Below are 19,145 nucleotides of genomic sequence, written 5' to 3'. Positions count from 1 at the left end.
TGATCGTCTCGCCCTTGAACACGCCCTCGGCGAGCTTGCCCTTGGACACGAGGCGGAAGACCTTCGGCAGCGGCCACGCCGGGGTGTAGGTTTCGAGCCGTTCGACCGCGCGCGGGCCGAGGATCAGCACGCCATGCGCGCCCTCCCCGCCGAGCACCTTCTGCCACGAGAAGGTCGCGACATCGATCTTGTCCCACGGCAGGTCGTAAGCGAACACCGCGGAGGTCGCGTCGGCGAAGGTCAGCCCCTCGCGGTCGGCGGCGATCCAGTCGCCGTTCGGCACGCGCACGCCGCTGGTGGTGCCGTTCCAGGTGAATAGCACGTCATGGCTGAAATCGACCTGCGCAAGATCGGGAAGCTGGCCGTAATCGGCGCGGATCACGTTCGGATCGAGCTTGAGCTGCTTGGCCGCATCGGTGACCCAACCTTCACCGAAGCTTTCCCAAGCGAGCGTCGTCACCGGGCGCGCACCCAGCATCGTCCACATCGCCATTTCGAACGCGCCGGTATCCGAACCGGGGACGATGCCGATGCGATGCGTATCGGGCAGGCGGAGCAATTCGCGCATCAGATCGATGCAATATTGCAGCCGCGTCTTGCCCAGCTTCGAGCGATGCGAACGGCCGAGCACCTCGACGTTCAGCTTCGCCGCATCCCAGCCCGGAGGCTTGGCGCAGGGACCGGAAGAAAAATGGGGACGAGCCGGCCGGGTGGCGGGCTTGGCAGGCGCAGCTTGGGCGCCGGTAACGAGCGTATCAGTCAATGTAACTCTCCTTGCAGAGAGCACGCGCGGCGTTGGGACCGCGTGGCCCGTCGACGGCCCTAGCGATGTGACGGGAGGCTGGCAACGGGGATTATTTGCGAAACTTTCTTTGTTTCCCCGCGAAGGCGGGGACAGGGGGCGGCGTCACTCGACTCGTGCCGCCCCATAAACGATTCGCTTCATCCCCTCTCGCTTGCCGCGAATCCCGCGCAAGCGCAGTAACTTCATCCGTGCGGAGCGTGGGGAAAGGCGGGCGTCGGCGCGGGGGCGCCGTGACGGTCATGGCGCTGATCGCGCTGACGCTTGCCGGTTGCGGGCGCACCGAACGCCCGGTCTCGCCGCGCTCCCGCCCGGCCTATCAGCCCGTCATCGGCCCGTCCGAGCGCGAGACCGCGCAATGTTTCGCCGATCTGCGCGCGCTCGGGGTCGAATTCGAGCCGCTGCCCGACCGTCAGTTCGGCCCCGGCTGCGCGATCATCGGCACGGTCAAACTGCTCGACGTCGGGGTGCCGACCACCAATCTCGGCGCGGTGCGCTGCGGCGAGGCGCGCACCTATGCCGGCTGGGCGCGCAATGCGGTAGGGCCGGCGGCCTATCAGATCCTCGGCAGCGAACTCGCGCGAATCCAGAGCATGGGAAGCTATTCGTGCCGCAACGTCGCGGGCACCGCGCGGCGATCGGGGCATTCGATCGGCAATGCGATCGATGTCGGCGCGTTCGAACTGAAGGACGGGCGGCGAATCAGCATCGCCGAGGATTGGAACTCGCCCGATCCGCAGGTCCGCCAGTTCCTCCGCACCGTCCACGCATCGGCGTGCAAGCGCTTCGGCACCGTGCTGTCCCCCGATTACAACACCGCGCATCGCGATCACCTGCACCTTGAGGATGACCGCGCAACATTTTGCCGCTAATTCGACGGGAATGACAGAAACACGAGTACCAGCCCGGGTCTTTCCGCGCGCGAAACAGGACGCCGAGACCGCCAGGGAGAGCATCTCCACCCCACAAACCGAAAACCCGGCCTATCGCCTCGCCTTTCAGGACATGGATTTCCTGCTGCGCGAGGATCTCCGCCCGGTGCGCTTCCAGCTCGAGCTGCTGAAGCCGCAATTGCTGCTCGACGAGGCGCATATCGGGTCGACCTTCGTCTTCTACGGCTCGGCGCGCATCCCCGAGCCGGACAAGGCGCAGGCGCTGCTCGATCTCGCGACCGACGAAAAGGGTCGGCGCATCGCCGAGCGGCTCGTCGCCAAATCGCATTATTACGAAATGGCGCGCGAGCTGGCGCGGCTGGCGAGCAACTTTCCGCGCGACGAATCAGGGCGGCGGCATTTCGTCGTCTGCTCGGGCGGCGGCCCCTCGATCATGGAGGCGGCGAATCGCGGCGCGACGGACGTCCATGCCGATTCGATCGGGCTCAATATCGTGCTGCCGCACGAACAGGCGCCGAATCCTTATGTGACGCCCAGCCTGAGCATGCAGTTCCACTATTTCGCGCTCAGGAAGATGCACTTTCTGCTCCACGCGCGCGCGCTGGCGGCTTTCCCGGGCGGGTTCGGCACGTTCGACGAATTGTTCGAGCTGCTGACGCTGATCCAGACCGGCAAGATCGCGCGCATCCCGGTGCTGCTGTTCGGCCGCGAATTCTGGCAGCGCGTCGTCAATTTCGACGCGTTGGTCGAGGAAGGCGTAGTGTCCGAGAAGGATCTCGACATCTTCACCTATGTCGAAACCGCGGCGGAAGGCTGGTCGGTCGTCCAGCGCTTCTATCAGGAACAGACGCCGAAGGTCTGACGGGCCGGAAACTAACCACCCCGGCGAAGGCCGGGGTCGAGTTACGGAGCAGCCAGATGCTGGACCCCGGCCTTCCCCGGGGTGGCAGGGCGGAGTGCTAAGACCTTTTGTGTCCCCGCGAAAGCGGGGACCCAGAAGCCGCAATCACTAACGTTGCGGCTCTTGGCCTCTGGGTCCCCGCTTTCGCGGGGACACCGGATTTTCGCGCGGGCGCTTACTTCTTAGCAGGCGCAGCCGATTCGGCGGCCGGCGCAGCCGCATTGGCGGGCGCGGCACCCGCCTCGGCCGGCGCCGCGGCATTGGCCGGCGCGGCCCCCGCCTTGCCCGCATCGGCCTTGGCGTCGGCAGCCGGCGCGGCCGGCAGCGGCAGGTTCGAGCCCTGGGTGTTGAGATACAGGATCACGTCGGCGCGATCCTCCGGCTTGGACAGGCCGGCGAAGGTCATCTTGGTGCCGGGGGCGAACTTACGCGGGCTGGTGAGCCACGCGTTCATCTTGTCGAAGTCCCACTTGCCGCCGACCTTCTTGAGCGCGTCGGAGAAAGCGAAGCCCGCCTTGCCCTCGGCAACGCCCTCGCCCAGCGTGCCATAGAGATTCGGGCCGATGCCGTTCGCGCCGCCCTGATTGACGGTGTGGCAAGCGGCGCACTTCTTGAACACTTCCGCACCCTTGGCCGCGTCCGCCTTGGGCAGCAGCGCCGCGATCGGCACCGCCGCGGCCTCACCGCCGGCGCCGCCGGTGTCGTCGGCCGCTTCGACCGGATAGCCGAATTTCTCGACATGTTCGGAATGGAAGATCATCCCGCCGACGATCGACAACCCCAGCGCAGCGCCACACGCCGCCAGCACCCAGCCCGCAATGGTGTTGTTACGATCATTCATATCGCGAAACCGCCCCTGAAATTTATCTCGAACCCCATAGAAAAGCCCGCCAGCGACCGCAAGCGGCGCTTTGCGTCCGAAACAAACCTCCGCTAACGCGCGCCGCGATGGAGAATTTCGCCGCCCCCGCCCGCCCGATCGTCGCCGCCATGACCGCGGCCGCCGCCGCCGATCCCGAGCGCGCGGTCGCCTTTCAGGGCGCGCCGGGCGCCAACAGCCATGTCGCGGCGCGGGAAGCCTTTCCCGACGGATTGCCGCTGCCGTGCTTCGCGTTCGAGGATGCGATCGACGCGGTGAAGGAAGGCCGCGCCGCGCATGCGATCATCCCGATCGAAAATTCGCTGCACGGCCGCGTCGCCGACATCCACTTCCTGCTCCCCGAATCGGGGCTGGTGATCACCGGCGAGCATTTCCTGCCGATCCGCTACGCGCTGATGGGGCTGGGCACGCGCGACGAGGTGCGCGAGGCGATGAGCCATCCGCAGGCGCTCGGGCAATGCCGCCACTGGCTCAAGGCGCACGATATCCAGCCGCTCGCCTATCCCGACACCGCCGGCGCCGCCGCGATGGTGGCGGAGATCGGCGAGGCGACCACCGCCGCGCTCGCCCCGCCCCCGGCGGCGGATATCTACGGGCTCAAGCTGCTCGCCAACGATATCGCCGATGCCGATCACAATACGACGCGTTTCGTGATCCTCGCACGCGGCGGGCGCCCGGCGGTGGGCGACGGGCCGTGGATGACGACCTTCATCTTCGAGGTGAAGAACATCCCCGCCGCGCTCTACAAGGCGATGGGCGGGTTCGCGACCAACGGGGTCAATATGACCAAGCTGGAAAGCTATCAACGCGGCGGCAGCTTCGCCGCGACCGAATTCTACGCCGATGTGGTGGGCCGCCCGGGCGACGAGGCGTTCGATCGCGCGATGGAGGAATTGGGCTTCCACTCCAAATGGCTGCGCGTGCTCGGCACCTATAAGCAGGCGCGCGAGCGGGGTTAAGCCGCAACCGTCACCTTGTGGCCCCGCGAAGGCGGGGATCCAGGAGCCCCTACGGCGTTGAAGCTCTTGGCCCCTGGATTCCCGCTTTCGCGGGGATACAAGGAACTACCCCGCCGCGATCGCCTTGCAGCTCGATCCGCGCCGCGCCGCGTCGATCGCGGGGAAGCGCGCGGGATCGTCGACGAGGATGCGGATCAGCGCCACGCCGCGCCCGCCCTTCACCCGCACCACCGCCGCGCCCGCCGGGGTCGCCTGCCCCTCCTGCGCGACGACGACCTGCATCGGCTGGCCGCGCCCCTCGATATTGTTGCGGACGAACGCGACGTCGGTATTGGCCTGGAACACCGACAGCGACCAGTAATTCGCCGGGACCGGCACGACGCTGATCGCCAGCGGCCCCTTCGACAGATCGAACGGGCAGGCCGAATAAGCGAGATCCGGGCTCGGCCGCACCACCGCGCGCGATTTGTCCGTCGCGAGCGGCATATGCCCGAAGGTGTTGATCCCGCCGAGCCTTTCCATCCGGGACACCGCCGCCGACATCAGGGTCTGCGGGCTGCGCGAAAGCGTGACGAAATAAGCGGCGATCGCCAGCACCACCCCGACGATCAGCGGCCCGATCCAGCGCTGCATCATGAGCATGCCTCCTGCCGGATGCTGGGTAATTGGTCGCGCGCCGGGTTGGTCCTGCCCTCGTCGGGCGGGAGATAGGTGCGCAAGGTCAGGTCGAAATGCTTGAGCCCCGCGGTCGGAAGCCACAGCCCCTGCTGGCGTACCGGCGAGACGAGCACCGTCCAGCGCGCCTGATTTTCCGCCGGAATCGCCGCGCTTTCCACCGAATAGGGGCCGCCGCCGGTGAGATAGCCGGCGCTGTCATACAAGGTCAGGCTCCACCACCGCCCCGGCAATTGCCCGCCGGTGATGCGATAGCTGCACCGCCCGTTGAGCGGCCGTCCGGCGTCGTCGACGCTCGCGGTGTAATAACGCGCCTCGCGCGCCGGGAGCGCGAGCAGCCCGCGCAGCGCGACGACCGCGCGGGTACGCATGCTCTGGTCGGCGGTGCCGAAATCCATCCCCGTCGTCCACGGGCCGATCTGCACGTTGGAGCCGAGCGCGCCGGCGCGCACGGTGTAGATCGCGCTGCCCAGCCCCGCCACCACGCCCACGACACCCAGGACGAGATAGCGGACCAAAGGCTTCATGCGGCGCTCCTTACGTCGTGCGGCCTTATTTTCTCAGCGCCGCCTGGGCCGCCGCCAGCCGCGCGATCGGCACACGATAGGGCGAGGCGGACACGTAATCCAGCCCCACCGTCTCGCAGAACGCAATCGACGCCGGATCGCCGCCATGTTCGCCGCAGATGCCGAGCTTGATCCCCGGCCGGGTCGAGCGCCCGCGCTCGGCGGCAAGCTGGACGAGTTCGCCGACGCCCTCGACATCGAGGCTGACGAACGGGTCCTTGGCGTAAATGCCCTTTTCGACATAGGTCGTCAGGAAGCGCGCGGCATCGTCGCGGCTGACCCCGAGCGTGGTCTGGGTCAAATCATTGGTGCCGAACGAGAAGAATTCGCCCGCCTCGGCGATCTCGGCGGCGCGCAGCGCGGCGCGCGGCAATTCGATCATCGTCCCGACGAGATAATCGACCTTGGCGCCGCGCTCGGCGAACACCGCCTGCGCGGTGCGATCGACCACCGCCTTCATCAGTTCCAGCTCGCGCCTGGTCGCGACCAATGGGATCATCACCTCGGGGATCGGCGCCTGGCCGGACCTGGCGGCGACGTCGAGCGCCGCCTCGAAGATCGCGCGCGCCTGCATCTCGTAGATTTCGGGATAGGTCACCCCGAGCCGGCACCCGCGATGCCCGAGCATCGGGTTGAATTCGTGCAGCTCGGCCGCGCGACGCTTGAGCGTCTCGACATCGACCCCGGCCGCCGCGGCGACCTCGGCGAATTCGGCTTCCTCATGCGGCAGGAATTCGTGGAGCGGCGGATCGAGCAACCGGATCGTCACCGGCAAGCCGGCCATCACCTCGAAGATCTCGATGAAATCCTTGCGCTGTTCCGGCAGCAATTTGTCCAGCGCGACGCGGCGCCCGGCCTCGTCGGCGGCGAGGATCATCTGGCGCACCGCGGTGATCCGCGCAGCGTCGAAGAACATATGCTCGGTGCGGCACAGCCCCACCCCTTCGGCGCCGAAATCGCGCGCGGTGCGGCAATCGAGCGGGGTTTCGGCATTGGCGCGGACCTTGAGGCGGCGCACCGCATCGGCCCATTCCATCAAGGTGCCGAAATCGCCGGCCAGCTCGGGCTGGATCGTCGCGACCTCGCCCGCCATCACCTCGCCGGTGGTGCCGTCGATCGTGACGATCTCGCCTTCCCTCACCTCGCGCCCGCCGACCCGCGCGATCTTCGCCTTGGCATCGATCGACAAGGCGCCCGCGCCCGAAACGCAGGGACGGCCCATGCCGCGCGCAACGACCGCGGCGTGGCTGGTCATCCCGCCGCGCGCGGTGAGGATGCCCTTCGCCGCATGCATGCCGTGGATATCCTCGGGCGAGGTTTCGGTGCGCAGCAGGATCACCGCCTTGCCGTCCGCCGCCCAGCGCTCGGCGGTATCGGCGTCGAACACCGCCGCGCCGCTCGCCGCGCCCGGCGAGGCGGGCAGCCCCTTGGTCAACACGTCGCGGGTCGCTTCGGGATCGAGCGTCGGGTGGAGCAACTGATCGAGCGCCTGCGGATCGACCCGCGCGATCGCTTCCTCGCGCGTGATCAACCCGGCGTCGGCCATCTCGACCGCGATCTTGAGCGCGGCCTTGGCGGTGCGCTTGCCCGAGCGCGTCTGGAGCATCCACAGCTTCCCCGCCTCGACGGTGAACTCGATGTCCTGCATGTCGCGATAATGGTTTTCGAGCCGGTCGAAGACGGCGGCGAGCTCGGCATAGACCGTCGGCATCGCCTCTTCCATCGAGGCGGCCTTGGCCCCTGCGGCCTCGCGCGCGGCAAGCGTCAGATATTGCGGCGTGCGGATCCCCGCCACCACGTCCTCGCCCTGCGCGTTGATGAGGAATTCGCCATAATAGGCATTGTCGCCGGTCGAGGGATCGCGGGTGAACGCCACCCCGGTCGCCGAGGTGTCGCCCATATTGCCGAACACCATCGCCTGGACATTGACCGCGGTGCCCCAGTCGCCCGGAATGTCGTTGAGCCGGCGGTAGACCTTGGCGCGCTCCGACTGCCACGAACCGAACACGGCGCCGACCGCGCCCCACAATTGATCATGGACGTCCTGCGGGAAGGGCTTGCCCCATTCCGCCTCGACGAGCCGCTTATATTCGGCGACCAGCGCCTTCCAATCGGCCGCGCCCATCTCGGTATCGAGGGTGAAGCCCTTGTCTTCCTTCGCGATCTCGAGCGCCTCTTCGAACGCGCCGTGATCCAGTTCGAGCACCACGTCCGAATACATCTGGATGAAGCGGCGATAGCTGTCCCACGCGAAACGCTCGTCGCCCGACACCTTGGCCAGCCCCTCGACGGTCGCGTCGTTGAGCCCGAGGTTGAGCACGGTATCCATCATCCCCGGCATCGACACGCGCGCGCCCGAGCGGACCGAGACGAGCAGCGGCCCGGCGCCGTCGGCCGAGGCATCGCCGAATTTCTTGCCGGTCACCGCCTCGATATGCGCGATGCCCTTGGCGACTTCCTCGCGCAGCGAGTCGGGGAATTGCTCGCCGTCCTCGTAATAACGCGTGCACATCTCGGTCGAGATGGTGAAGCCCGGCGGGACGGGCAGGCCGATCGAGGCCATTTCCGCCAGATTGGCGCCCTTGCCCCCGAGCAGAAATTTGTCGCCCTTGCCCCCATCGGAAACACCACCACCGAACCGATAGACGTATTGCGTCATGATCAACCCTCTAAGTGCCTGTTTCGCGGCGGGCGCGAAAAAATATGTCGAAATAAGCGGCGCGGCGGCAGCGTTATCCCTCGATTCGCGAAAAATCGGCGACGCTGTGCACTGCAGCACGGACCCGCGCAAGCAGCGCGAGGCGAGCGTCGCGCCTGGCGGGATCGGCGTCATTGACCGTCACCGTCTCGAAGAAGGCATCGATCGGCGCGCGCAACGTGGCGAGCGCGGCCATCGCCGCCTCGAAATCCTCATTCGCCACCGCATCGGCGGCGGCCGGCTCAGCCGCATCGAGCGCCGCGATCAGCGCCGCCTCATCGGATTCGGGGGTGTAGCTGAGCGGCTTCCACTCTGCGGTTTCGACGCCCTCTTTCTTGAGGATGTTCGCGGCGCGCTTGTACCCGGCGAGCAGGTTGGCGCCGTCGTCGGTGCCGATGAACGATTGCAGCGCGTGGACGCGCGCGAGCAGGCGGACGAGATCGTCCTCGCCGCCGAGCGCGAATACCGCATCGATGAGGTCGTGGCGCACGCCGGCTTCGCGTTGCTGGACCTTGAGACGGTCGGCGAAGAAATCGAGGAGCAACCACGCACAACTATCGAACTCTTCACTGCTCGTCGGGTGCTTCTTCGTCGAGCGTCCGACGGTGATGACAAGCGTTTCAGATTCGACTTCAGCTTGCTCGCGCAATTTCTCGAGCCGCTTTCGTTCAACGCCCTCAACCGAAAGCTGAACCAACTCCATCTGCCTTTCCAAAATAGGCAGAAGTCGCAGGCGCAGGCGCTCTTCGGTGATTTGGCGGATCGCTCCCAGTGCGGCACGCCGTAGCGCGAACGGATCACGGGAACCGGTCGGCGTTTCCGCAATGTAGAAAAATGCCGCCAGCGTATCCAGCTTATCCGCCAACGACACCGCCACCGTCACCGGCGCGGTCGGCACATAATCGCCCTGCCCGACCGGCTTGTAGTGATCGCGGATCGCCTCGGCGACCGCGCGCGGTTCGCCCTGCGCGGCGGCGTAATAGCCGCCCATCAGCCCCTGAAGCTCGGGGAATTCGCCGACCATCCCGGTGACGAGATCGGCCTTGGCCAGCCGCGCGGCGCGTTCGGCCATGTCGGCGAGTGCCGCGCGCCCCTCCTCACCACCCCGGCGAAGGCCGGGGTCCAGTTGCGAGCCGCCCGATGCTGGACCCCGGCCTTCGCCGGGGTGGTTACCGGAGGGTCCGACGATGCCTTCTTCCACCAGCCAGCGCGCCAGCTTGGCGACGCGTTCGACCTTGTCGGCCACCGTGCCGAGCTTTTCGTGGAAGACGATCTTTTCGAGCTTCTTCGCCTGCTCCTCCAGCGGCACCTTCAAATCGGTGTCGTAGAAGAAGCGCGCATCGGCGAGCCGTGCGGCGAGCACCTTGCGGTTGCCCTCAACGATCTTCGCCCCGCCGTCGCTCGCGGCGATATTGGCGGTGCAGACGAAGGCATTGGCGAGCTTCCCGTCGGCCGAGCGGCAGACGAAATATTTCTGGTTCACCCGCGCGGTGAGCTGGATCACTTCGGGCGGCACTTCGAGGAACGCCGCATCGAAGCGGCCGAGCAACGGCACCGGCCATTCGGTCAGCCCGGCATTCTCGGCGACCAGCCCCTCGTCCTCGATCAGTTCCAGCCCCGCCTCGCGCGCCAGCGCGGCGGCGCGGGTGCGGATCAGCGCCATCCGCTCGTCCTGATCGACGATGACATGCGCGGCGCGCAGTTTCTCGACATAATCCGCCGCCGAGCCGATCGTGATCGCGCCCGGATGATGGAAACGATGCCCGAGCGTCGCCGCCCCGCTCTCCACCCCGGCGACCGAGACCGGCACGATCTCCCCGCCGAACAACGCGACGATGCCGTGCAGCGGGCGCACCCAGCGCTGCGATTCGGTCGAGCGCGAGGTCGCGCCCCAGCGCATCGACTTCGGCCACGGAAACGCGCGGATCACCGCCGGGATCGCCGCGGCGAGCACCTCGGCAGTCGCGCGGCCGGGGCGTTCGGTCACCGCGAAGAACACCCCGTCGCGCTCCTCGAGCTGATCGCGGGTCAGCCCGGTCTTGCGCAGAAAGCCTTCGAGCGCCTGCGGCGGTGCCGAGCTGCGCGGGCCCTTCACTTCCTCGCGCACCGCCTCGGTCGCGTGCGGCAGATCGCGCAGGATCAGCGCGAGGCGGCGCGGGGTGGCATAGGTCACCGTCGCGGCGGCGGCGATGCCCGATTGCGCGAGTTCGGCAGCGAACAGCCGCGCGAGATCGTCGCGCGCCTTGGCCTGCATGCGCGCCGGGATTTCCTCCGAGCGGAGTTCGAGCAGGAAATCGGTCACGCCGCGGTCCAATCGGGATATTTTTCTTGCCATTGCGGCGTGTTCTTCTCGATCCACGCTGCGCAGCTCGCCTTGGCGAGATCGCGCACGCGGCCGATATAGGCCTGGCGCTCCGCGACCGAGATCACGCCGCGCGCGTTGAGCAGGTTGAAGATATGGCTCGCCTCGATCGCTTGCTCATAGGCCGCGATCGGCAGCTTGGCCGCCAGCGCATTCTCGCATTCGGCCGCCGCCTTGCGGAAAAGATCGAACAGAGCGTCGGTATTGGCGACCTCGAAATTCCACGTCGACATCTGCCGCTCGTTTTCGAGGAAGATGTCGCCATAGCTGACACCCGCGTCGTTGAAGCGCAAGTCGTACACGTTATCGACATTCTGGATGTACATCGCCAGCCGTTCGAGCCCGTAGGTCAGCTCGCCCGCCACCGGCTTGCAATCGAACCCGCCCATCTGCTGGAAATAGGTGAACTGGGTCACCTCCATCCCGTCGCACCAGACTTCCCAGCCGAGCCCCCAGGCGCCGAGCGTCGGGCTTTCCCAATCGTCCTCGACGAAGCGGATGTCGTGGACGCTCATGTCCACCCCGATCGCGGCGAGGCTGCCGAGATAGAGCTGCTGGAGATCGGGCGGGCTCGGCTTCAGGATCACCTGATATTGGTAATAATGCTGCAGCCGGTTGGGATTTTCGCCGTAGCGGCCGTCGGTCGGGCGGCGGCTGGGCTGGACGAAGGCGGCGTTCCACGTCTCCGGCCCCAGCGCGCGCAACGTGGTGGCGGGGTGGAAGGTGCCGGCGCCCATCCGCATGTCATAGGGCTGCAGGATCACGCATCCGCGCTCGCTCCAATAATGATGGAGGCGCAGGATCATGTCCTGGAAGGAGAGCGGCGCGTCTGTTGACCTCGTGTTCATCGCGCGCGGGCCATGACGGATGGCTCGCCAACAGGCAAGTCTATGCGTAAATCACATTGTCCCGCTCTCGCCACGAGGTAGCCCGCGTTGTTCCGATCCGTCACCGCCGCATTCGCCACGCTTGGCCTTGCCTTTGCCCTTCCCGCCTGCGCCCAGCCCGCGCCGGTCGCGGCCAAGGATGCCGATCCCGCTCTGTGGGTGGTGAAGGACAAGGATACCACGATCTATCTGTTCGGCACGATCCATGTGCTGAAACCCGGGCTCTCGTGGTTCGACGAGGCGGTGAAGAAGGCGTTCGACAAATCGGGGACATTGGTGCTCGAAATGGTCGAGCCCGATCAGGCGACGCAGCAGAAGGTCGTGCTGTCCAAGGCGTTCGCGCTCGACGGGCCGACGCTGAGCGAGCAATTGCCCGCCGAGAAGCGCCCCGCCTTTGCCAAGGCGCTGCAGGACAACGGGCTGCCGCTCGCGCAATATGATCGGATGCGGCCGTGGTTCGCCGCGATCAGCCTGTCGATCCTGCCCTTGGAAAAGCTCGGCTATGATCCCGCCAACGGCCCCGAAGGCATCCTGACCCGCGCGGCCAAGGCGCAGCACAAGCAGGTGATGGGGCTGGAGACCTTCGAGGGGCAGATGTCGCTGTTCGACAAATTGTCGCACAAAGGACAGGTCGACTTGCTCGCCTCGACGATCGACGAACTGCCCAAGGCGCAGGAGAATATGGACAAGATGGTCGCCGACTGGGCGGCCGGGCGGCCGGACGAGCTGGCCAAGGAGATGAACGCCTCGCTCAAGGATACCCCCGAGGTGGCCGAGACACTGCTGATCAACCGCAACAAACAATGGGCCGGCTGGATCGCCGAGCGGATGAAGAAACCGGGGACGGTGTTCATCGCGGTCGGCGCTGGCCACCTCGCCGGGCCGGGGAGCGTGCAGGATCAGCTGCAGCGCTACAGGCTCAAGGCAGTGCGGATTCGCTACTGACCATCCGTTACCACCCCGGCGAAGGCCGGGGTCCAGTTACGACCGGCCCGATGCTGGACCCGGGCCTTCGTGGTCCCCGCAAAGTATTACTTTGCGGGGTGCCCCTTCGCCGGGGTGGAAGCGCCATTGTTGATTTTCGTCCCATCTCCCGCTAAGCGCGCCGGCTTCCCGTCATGGTCATCCCTGGAGGCGTGGCGGGAGATGAACCTTATTCGTTTCGGAGATACTGCAATGAGCGACACGCTGACGCTCGCAGCCGAGACGCGTGATCGGGTTGGCAAGGGAGCCTCCCGTGATCTGCGTCGCAACGGCCGCGTCCCCGCCGTCATTTACGGCCAGAACAAGGAACCGACCTCGATTCACCTCGAGGAGAAGGCGCTGGTGAAGGCGCTGGGCACCGGGCATTTCATGAACTCGGTGATCATGGTCAACGGCGAGCGGACGCTGCCGAAGGACGTGCATTTCCATCCGGTGACCGATCGTCCGGTCCATGTCGACTTCCTGCGCATCAGCGCGCACGCCAAGGTGACGGTCGCTGTCCCGGTGGTGTTCGCCGATGAGGAAGCCGCGCCCGGCCTGAAGAAGGGCGGCGTGCTCAACATCGTTCGCCACGAGCTGGAGCTGGTGTGCGACGCGGCGGAGATCCCGGCCGAGATCACGATCTCGCTCAAGGGCTTCGACGTGGGCGAATCGATCCACATCTCGCATGTGACGCTGCCCAAGGGCACCGCCTCGGCGATCGACGACCGCGATTTCACGATCGCGACGATCGTTGCGCCGTCGGCGCTCAAGTCGTCGGAAGGCGCGGCTGAAGCTGCTGCCGAGGACGAGGGCGAGGCCGACAAGGCGGAGTAATCCGTCGCCTCGGTTGATAGCCAGTTTCGGGCGGGGTGACGGCAACGTCCCCCGCCCGTTTCATGTCGGGAGGGTGAAATCATGCAATTGTGGGTGGGGCTGGGCAATCCCGGGCCGCAATATGCGATGCACCGGCACAATATCGGCTTCATGGCGCTCGACGCGATCGCCGAGGTGCACGGCTTCGGCCCGACGAGCAAGAAATTCCAGGGCTGGCTGCAGGAAGGCCGGCTGGGATCGGACAAGATCCTGCTCCTGAAGCCCGCGACCTTCATGAACGAAAGCGGCCGCAGCGTCGGCGAGGCGTTGCGCTTCTACAAGCTCGGCACCGACGCGCTGACCGTGTTCCACGACGAGCTCGATCTCGCGCCGTTCCGCGTCAAGGTGAAGACCGGCGGGGGCACCGCGGGGCATAACGGGCTGCGCTCGATCGACCGCCACCTCGGCCCCGATTTCCGCCGCGTGCGGATCGGCATCGGGCATCCGGGGCATAAGGATCGCGTGACGGGGCACGTTCTCGGCAATTATGCCAAGAGCGAAATCGAGCCGCTGAGCGACCTGCTCGGCGCGATCGCGGCGGAGGCGCCGCTGCTCGCCGCGGGCGACGATGCGCGGTTCATGAACGATGTCGCGCTGCGGCTGGGGGAATAATCATGCCGGTCCGCGCCTTGTTCCCGACATTGTTCTACGAGGGCCAGATCGACGATGACGCGCTGATCGCCGAGCTCGAGCAATCCGCGCTGCAGCTGGCGCAGGACGATCGCGCGGGCCGGGCGTGGTCGCGTGCCAACGGCTATCGCGGCTATACCAGCTATGCCTCGCTCAACGACCTGCCGGCGCGCGATCCCGCCTTTGCCGCGCTCAAGCGCAAGCTCGACCGGCATGTCGCGGCCTTTGCGGAGGAATTGCAGCTCGATCTGGGCGGGCGGCGGCTGCGGCTCGACAGCCTGTGGGTCAATGTCATGCAGCGCCACGCGACGCATAGCGGGCATATCCACCCGCATAGCGCGATTTCGGGCACCTTCTACGTCGCGGTGCCGCCGGGTTCGGGCGCGCTCAAGCTGGAGGACCCGCGGCTGCCGCTGCTGATGGCCGCGCCCTTGCGCCCCGATACCTTCGTCTATGCCGAGCCGGCGCGGGGTAGCGTGTTCCTGTGGGAGAGCTGGCTGCGCCACGAAGTGATGCCGAGCGACGCCAAGGAACCGCGGATCAGCATCAGCTTCAATTATAGCTAGGCCGGGCCGGGGCGCGGAGGGCAAATTGCTCCCGGATGAACCGGCGACCCAGAACCGGTTCATCACCGATGCGTTATCCAAACCGACTTACCGGGATGGATGGAGTCGTGATGCCATGGCCGGATTTCGCATTTCGCATCTGAGCACGACGGTGGCGCTTGCCGCGCTCGCCGTCGCCGGGTGCAACCGCACCCCCAACGCCAATCAGGCGCTGCTCGACTACCAAAGCGCCGCCGCGCCGCTGCCGACGCTGCCCGCGACCTTGCCGATGACCGATATCGCCGCGCCGCCCCCAGCCCCCGCGCCGGCCGCCGCCGCGCTGCCCGACACCCGCCCGATCCGCACGGTGCGGGTGCACGATCCGCGCCGCGGGGCCGAATATGCCTATGCCGACGCGGCCTCCCGATTCTCCGACGCTTTGGGCGAGGCGCCCCCGGATTACGGCTTCGACTATGCCGGGGTCCAGCCCTGGGCATGGGAGGGCTATGACGATTCGCTCGTCTTCGCCGAGCCGGTCTCCGGCGGCTATCGCACTTATTATTACCAGCCCGGCGAGGAACAGCCGTATTTCGTCCGGGATCCTTATTATTCCTACGGTTATGACAATGGGCAGCTCGCAGTGGTCTATGACGCGGGCGGGGATATCGTGCCGTGGGAGGATTATGGGCCGCAGGTGGTCTATGCCTCGCGCTATCTCGTCCGCGGGCGCGATCTATGGCGTGCGTCGCGCGGCGACCGGATTTCGATCAACGTCCAGAACTGGACCAATTACCGCATCAATTACTTCAACCAGCAGCAACGCTGGGACGCGGCCCGATCGCGCCAGCCCTTGTGGGTGAATTACGCGCAACAGGATGCCGCCGCGCAACGCCACTGGCAGGCCGAGCAGGCGCGCCGCCGCATCGATCAGCAGCGTTTCGACGCCTGGCAGGCGCAGGGCTTCCGCGCCGCGCCGCCGCCACGCGCAATTCCGGCGCAATGGCAGCAGGCCTCATGGGCGCGCGATCCGCATCGCTTCACCCCGGTTGCCGCCACCGTCGCCGGCGGCGCGGCGGTCGCCGCCGGGGCGCTGATCGCGCACAATGCGCAGCTCCATCGCCAGCAGCAGCAGCAATTGATGCAGGCGCAACAGGCCAATACGGTGCGGCTCCAGCGCGAGCAGGCGCTGCAGCAGCAACAGCAGCGCGCCTTTGCCGCGCGCGAACAGGCGCAGGCGCGCAGCTTCCAGGCCGGGCAGCAGCGCGAGATGCAGCAGCAGGCCGCGCTCGCCCGCCAGCAACAGGCGCAGGCCGCCCGCCAGCAGCAGAACGAGCGTATCCTCGCGCAGCGTCAGCAGGCGCAGGCCAATGCACAGCGCGCGCAACAGGCGCGCACCGAACGCGTGGCGATCCAGCGCGAACAGCAGGCGGCGCGGATCCAGCAGCAACAGCAACGTGTCGCCGCGCAACGCGAGCAGCAGGCAGCCCGCGCCCAGCAGCAACAGCAGCGCCTCGTCGCGCAGCGCGAGCAGCAAGCGGCTCGTGCGCAGCGGGACCAGCAGGTCCGCAGCGAGCGCGTGACGATGCAACGCGAGCAGCAAGCCGCGCGGATGCAACAGCAGCAGGAACGCGCCGCCGCCCAGCGCGAGCAACAGGCCGCGCGAGCCGAGCGCGAGCAGCAGATGCGCGCGGAGCGTGCAACGGCGCAACGCGAGCAGCAGCAGGCCCGCATCGAACGCGCCAATGTGCAGCGCGAACAGCAGGCTGCGCGTGCCGAACAGCAGCAGGCGCGCGCGCAGGAGATGGCGCAGCGTCGCCAGCAGGCCGAAGCCGCCCGTGCGCAACAGGCGCAGGCCCGTGCGGTGCAACACGCGGAATCGCGCCCTGCCCCCCGCCCCGAGCCGCAGCGCCCGGCGCCGCATCGCGAAAACCCGCACGGCGGGCGGTGAGGAAACTCGGGCCTCGGGGTGGCGCGACGCGGGCATAGGCTGTACGGCGCCCGCGTCCCCTATACCTTGAGGAACGAACATGGGTTTCCGTTGCGGCATCGTGGGCCTGCCCAATGTGGGCAAGTCCACCCTCTTTAACGCGCTGACCGAAACGGCGGCGGCGCAGGCCGCGAATTATCCGTTCTGCACGATCGAGCCCAATGTCGGCAATGTCGGCGTCCCCGATCCGCGGCTCGACAAATTGGCCGCGGTTGCGGGCTCGGCCAAGATCATCGAGACGCAACTCGCCTTCGTCGACATCGCCGGGCTGGTGCGCGGCGCCTCCAAGGGCGAGGGGCTCGGCAATCAGTTCCTCGGCAATATCCGCGAGGTCGACGCGATCGTCCACGTCCTGCGCTGCTTCGAGGACGGCGACGTGACGCATGTCGAGGGCAAGGTCGATCCGATCGCCGATGCCGAGACGGTCGAGACCGAATTGATGCTCGCCGATCTCGAAAGCCTCGAAAAGCGCGTGCCCAATTTCGTCAAGAAGGGCCAGTCGGGCGACAAGGAAGCGAAGATCGCCGCCAGCGTGCTCGGCCAGGCGCTCGATCTGCTACGCGACGGCAAACCGGCGCGGCTGACCCAGCCCAAGGATGTGGAGGAAGCGCGGGTCTTCGCGCAGGCGCAATTGCTCACCGCCAAGCCGGTGCTCTACGTCTGCAACGTCGAGGAAGCGAATGCCGCCAACGGCAATGCGCATTCGGCGCGGGTGTTCGAAAAGGCCGCGGCCGAGGGCGCCGAGGCGGTAGTCGTCTCCGCTGCGATCGAGGCCGAGATCGCGACGATGCCGGTCGAGGATCGCGGCGAGTTCCTCGCCGAGCTGGGGCTGGGCGAAACCGGGCTCGCCCGCGTGATCCGCGCTGGATACAAATTGCTGCATCTCCTCACCTTCTTCACCGTCGGGCCAAAGGAGGCACGCGCCTGGACGGTCGAGGCCGGGGCGAAGGCGCCGCAGGCCGCCGGGGTGATCCACACCGATTTCGAACGCGGGTTCATCCGCGCCGAAACGATCGCCTATGACGATTATGTCACGCTCGGCGGCGAAGCCGGTGCGCGCGAGGCGGGCAAGCTGCGCCAGGAAGGCAAGGAATATGTCGTCCAGGACGGCGACGTGATGCTGTTCCGGTTCAACGTTTAATAGGTTCACTGTCTTCCCCCGTTCGCCCTGAGCTTGTCGAAGGGCGGCCCTAACTCACGAACGGCAGGACGCCCTTCGACAAGCTCAGGGCGAACGGGGGGTGGACCGTAACGCTTTAAGCGCGCGTCTCGGGTACGCCGCGATTTCCGCCTTCCGCCTGTCATCTGTCGGGCGTAAGCGCTTCATTATGATCGTTCGTTTGCTCGCGCTCGCCGCGCTCGTGGCCCTTGGCGGCTGCGCCACAGCCCCCACGCCCGCTCCCGTCGCTGCCGCGCAACCGGCGGCGGAGCGGCGCGCGCCGGTCACCATCCTCGTCTCGATCGACGGCTTCCGCCCCGATTATCTCGATCGCGGCGCCAGCCCGAACCTGTCGCGGCTCGCCGCGGGCGGGGTGTCGGCGGCGATGCGGCCGTCCTTCCCGTCGAAGACCTTTCCCAATCACTGGACATTGGTCACCGGGCTGCGCCCCGATCGCCACGGCATCGTCGCCAATAATATGGAAGACCCCGCCCGCCCCGGCGAATTGTTCACGATGGCCAATGACGACCCGTTCTGGTGGAACACTGCCGAGCCGATCTGGGTGACCGCGGAAAAGGCCGGCATCCACACCGCGGCGATGTTCTGGCCCGGCTCTGCGGTCGGCTGGGGCGGGACGCGGGGGAGCGCGTGGCCGTATAAGGTCGTCGGCGGCACCCGCCCGACCGACTGGCAGCAATTCACCCAGCAAATGCCCGACGAGAATCGCGTCCGCGCGGTGATCGACTGGTTGCGCCGCCCCGCCGCGACGCGACCGGGGTTCGTGACGCTCTATTTCGATACCGTGGACACCGCCGGGCACGAATATGGCCCCGCGAGCGACAAGGTGACCGCGGCGGTGGGCGAGGTCGATCGCGCGATCGGCGATCTCGTCGCGGGGCTCGCCGAGCTGGGTCAGCCCGCCAATCTGGTGATCGTCGCCGATCACGGCATGGCCGAAACCAGCAACAATCGCGTGATCGCGCTCGACCAGCTGATCGGCCCGGCCGACGCGCGGATCATCGAATCGGGGCCTTATGCCAGCTTCGTCCCGGTTGCGGGCCACGAGCAGGCGGTGGAGGCGACATTGCTCAAGCCGCACGCCCATCTGCAATGCTGGCGCAAGGCGGAGATTCCCGCGCGTCTCCATTATGGCGCCAACGTCCGCGTCCCGCCCTATTTCTGTCTCGCCGAGGACGGCTGGGTGACGATGAAGACCGCGCCCGCCAAGCCCTTCACCCGCGGCGAGCACGGCTATGACAATGAACAGGCCGATATGCGCGCTTTGTTCATCGCCAATGGCCCGGCGTTCGCGCGGGGCAAGACATTGCCGATATTCGACAATGTTGATGTCGCGCCCTTATT

General features: G+C 67.0%; 17 protein-coding genes. 10 read left to right on the top strand and 7 right to left on the bottom strand.

Translation table 11 applies throughout. The annotated features are described in order from the left end of the window. Window positions 1-763: phosphoserine transaminase (locus BGN95_RS26565; protein WP_286774566.1), on the bottom strand; the 763-nt coding region annotated here is incomplete at its 3' end. A 281-nt stretch (window positions 764-1,044) separates the two neighbouring features. On the opposite strand from BGN95_RS26565, the gene BGN95_RS26560 reads away from it, so the two are divergent. Both BGN95_RS26560 and BGN95_RS26555 read left to right on the top strand, forming a co-directional pair. Then, the gene (locus BGN95_RS26560) at window positions 1,045-1,674 is read left to right on the top strand and encodes an extensin family protein (RefSeq protein ID WP_286774581.1); all 630 of its coding nucleotides are present in this window, start codon (window positions 1,045-1,047) and stop codon (window positions 1,672-1,674) included. Between the two features lie 10 nt (window positions 1,675-1,684). Continuing rightward, window positions 1,685-2,557: an LOG family protein gene (locus tag BGN95_RS26555; protein WP_265269120.1), complete on the top strand. Its 873-nt coding sequence runs from the start codon at window positions 1,685-1,687 to the stop codon at window positions 2,555-2,557. Between the two features lie 214 nt (window positions 2,558-2,771). Here the strand turns inward: BGN95_RS26555 and BGN95_RS26550 are convergent, their stop codons facing one another. Continuing rightward, window positions 2,772-3,437: a c-type cytochrome gene (locus BGN95_RS26550; RefSeq protein WP_179510841.1), complete on the bottom strand. Its 666-nt coding sequence runs from the start codon at window positions 3,435-3,437 to the stop codon at window positions 2,772-2,774. 107 nt (window positions 3,438-3,544) lie between these two features. Here BGN95_RS26550 and BGN95_RS26545 point away from each other — a divergent pair, with 107 nt between their 5' ends. Then, a complete protein-coding gene (locus BGN95_RS26545) occupies window positions 3,545-4,435 on the top strand; it encodes a prephenate dehydratase (RefSeq protein ID WP_265269119.1) in 891 nt (296 codons plus the stop codon). Between the two features lie 105 nt (window positions 4,436-4,540). Here BGN95_RS26545 and BGN95_RS26540 read toward each other — a convergent pair whose 3' ends face one another. The 5 genes from BGN95_RS26540 to BGN95_RS26520 form a co-directional block, all read right to left on the bottom strand. Next, on the bottom strand, window positions 4,541-5,068 hold the full coding sequence (locus BGN95_RS26540) for a DUF1254 domain-containing protein (RefSeq protein ID WP_286774565.1): 528 nt from the start codon (window positions 5,066-5,068) through the stop codon (window positions 4,541-4,543). Further along, complete coding sequence (locus BGN95_RS26535) at window positions 5,068-5,637, bottom strand: DUF1214 domain-containing protein (RefSeq protein WP_265313280.1); 570 nt, start codon at window positions 5,635-5,637, stop codon at window positions 5,068-5,070. The genes BGN95_RS26540 and BGN95_RS26535 overlap by 1 nt, the downstream gene beginning before the upstream one ends. Before the next feature lie 25 nt (window positions 5,638-5,662). Further along, on the bottom strand, window positions 5,663-8,335 hold the full coding sequence (gene ppdK / locus BGN95_RS26530; RefSeq protein WP_286774564.1) for a pyruvate, phosphate dikinase: 2,673 nt from the start codon (window positions 8,333-8,335) through the stop codon (window positions 5,663-5,665). Window positions 8,336-8,408: 73 nt separating this feature from the next. Next, the gene (gene glyS, locus BGN95_RS26525; RefSeq protein WP_286774563.1) at window positions 8,409-10,676 is read right to left on the bottom strand and encodes a glycine--tRNA ligase subunit beta; all 2,268 of its coding nucleotides are present in this window, start codon (window positions 10,674-10,676) and stop codon (window positions 8,409-8,411) included. Further along, on the bottom strand, window positions 10,673-11,542 hold the full coding sequence (locus BGN95_RS26520; RefSeq protein WP_265269114.1) for a glycine--tRNA ligase subunit alpha: 870 nt from the start codon (window positions 11,540-11,542) through the stop codon (window positions 10,673-10,675). The genes glyS and BGN95_RS26520 overlap by 4 nt, the downstream gene beginning before the upstream one ends. A 129-nt stretch (window positions 11,543-11,671) precedes the next feature. Between BGN95_RS26520 and BGN95_RS26515 the strand changes: the two genes are divergently transcribed. The 7 genes from BGN95_RS26515 to BGN95_RS26485 form a co-directional block, all read left to right on the top strand. After that, the gene (locus BGN95_RS26515) at window positions 11,672-12,568 is read left to right on the top strand and encodes a TraB/GumN family protein (protein ID WP_286774561.1); all 897 of its coding nucleotides are present in this window, start codon (window positions 11,672-11,674) and stop codon (window positions 12,566-12,568) included. 231 nt (window positions 12,569-12,799) lie between these two features. Then, window positions 12,800-13,423, top strand: coding sequence for a 50S ribosomal protein L25/general stress protein Ctc (locus BGN95_RS26510; protein ID WP_179510833.1), 624 nt, complete (start codon window positions 12,800-12,802; stop codon window positions 13,421-13,423). 81 nt (window positions 13,424-13,504) lie between these two features. Further along, window positions 13,505-14,074, top strand: coding sequence for an aminoacyl-tRNA hydrolase (gene pth / locus BGN95_RS26505; protein ID WP_265269112.1), 570 nt, complete (start codon window positions 13,505-13,507; stop codon window positions 14,072-14,074). 2 nt (window positions 14,075-14,076) lie between these two features. Continuing rightward, window positions 14,077-14,658 carry a TIGR02466 family protein gene (locus BGN95_RS26500; RefSeq protein WP_286774560.1) on the top strand — a complete coding sequence of 194 codons (582 nt, stop codon included), beginning with the start codon at window positions 14,077-14,079 and terminating at the stop codon, window positions 14,656-14,658. Window positions 14,659-14,773: 115 nt separating this feature from the next. Beyond that, window positions 14,774-16,585, top strand: coding sequence for a hypothetical protein (locus BGN95_RS26495; RefSeq protein ID WP_286774559.1), 1,812 nt, complete (start codon window positions 14,774-14,776; stop codon window positions 16,583-16,585). A 79-nt stretch (window positions 16,586-16,664) separates the two neighbouring features. After that, entirely contained in the window at window positions 16,665-17,765 is a 1,101-nt protein-coding gene (gene ychF / locus BGN95_RS26490; protein ID WP_265269109.1) for a redox-regulated ATPase YchF, read from the top strand. Window positions 17,766-17,952: 187 nt separating this feature from the next. Continuing rightward, window positions 17,953-19,145 (top strand): alkaline phosphatase family protein (locus tag BGN95_RS26485; RefSeq protein WP_286774558.1); only part of this gene is annotated, 1,193 nt, incomplete at its 3' end.

Origin of the sequence: Sphingomonas sp. 66-10 (assembly GCF_001897045.1) — a bacterium.
Taxonomy (GTDB): domain Bacteria; phylum Pseudomonadota; class Alphaproteobacteria; order Sphingomonadales; family Sphingomonadaceae; genus Sphingomonas; species Sphingomonas lycopersici.
This window is presented reverse-complemented; position numbering and strand designations above follow the sequence as displayed.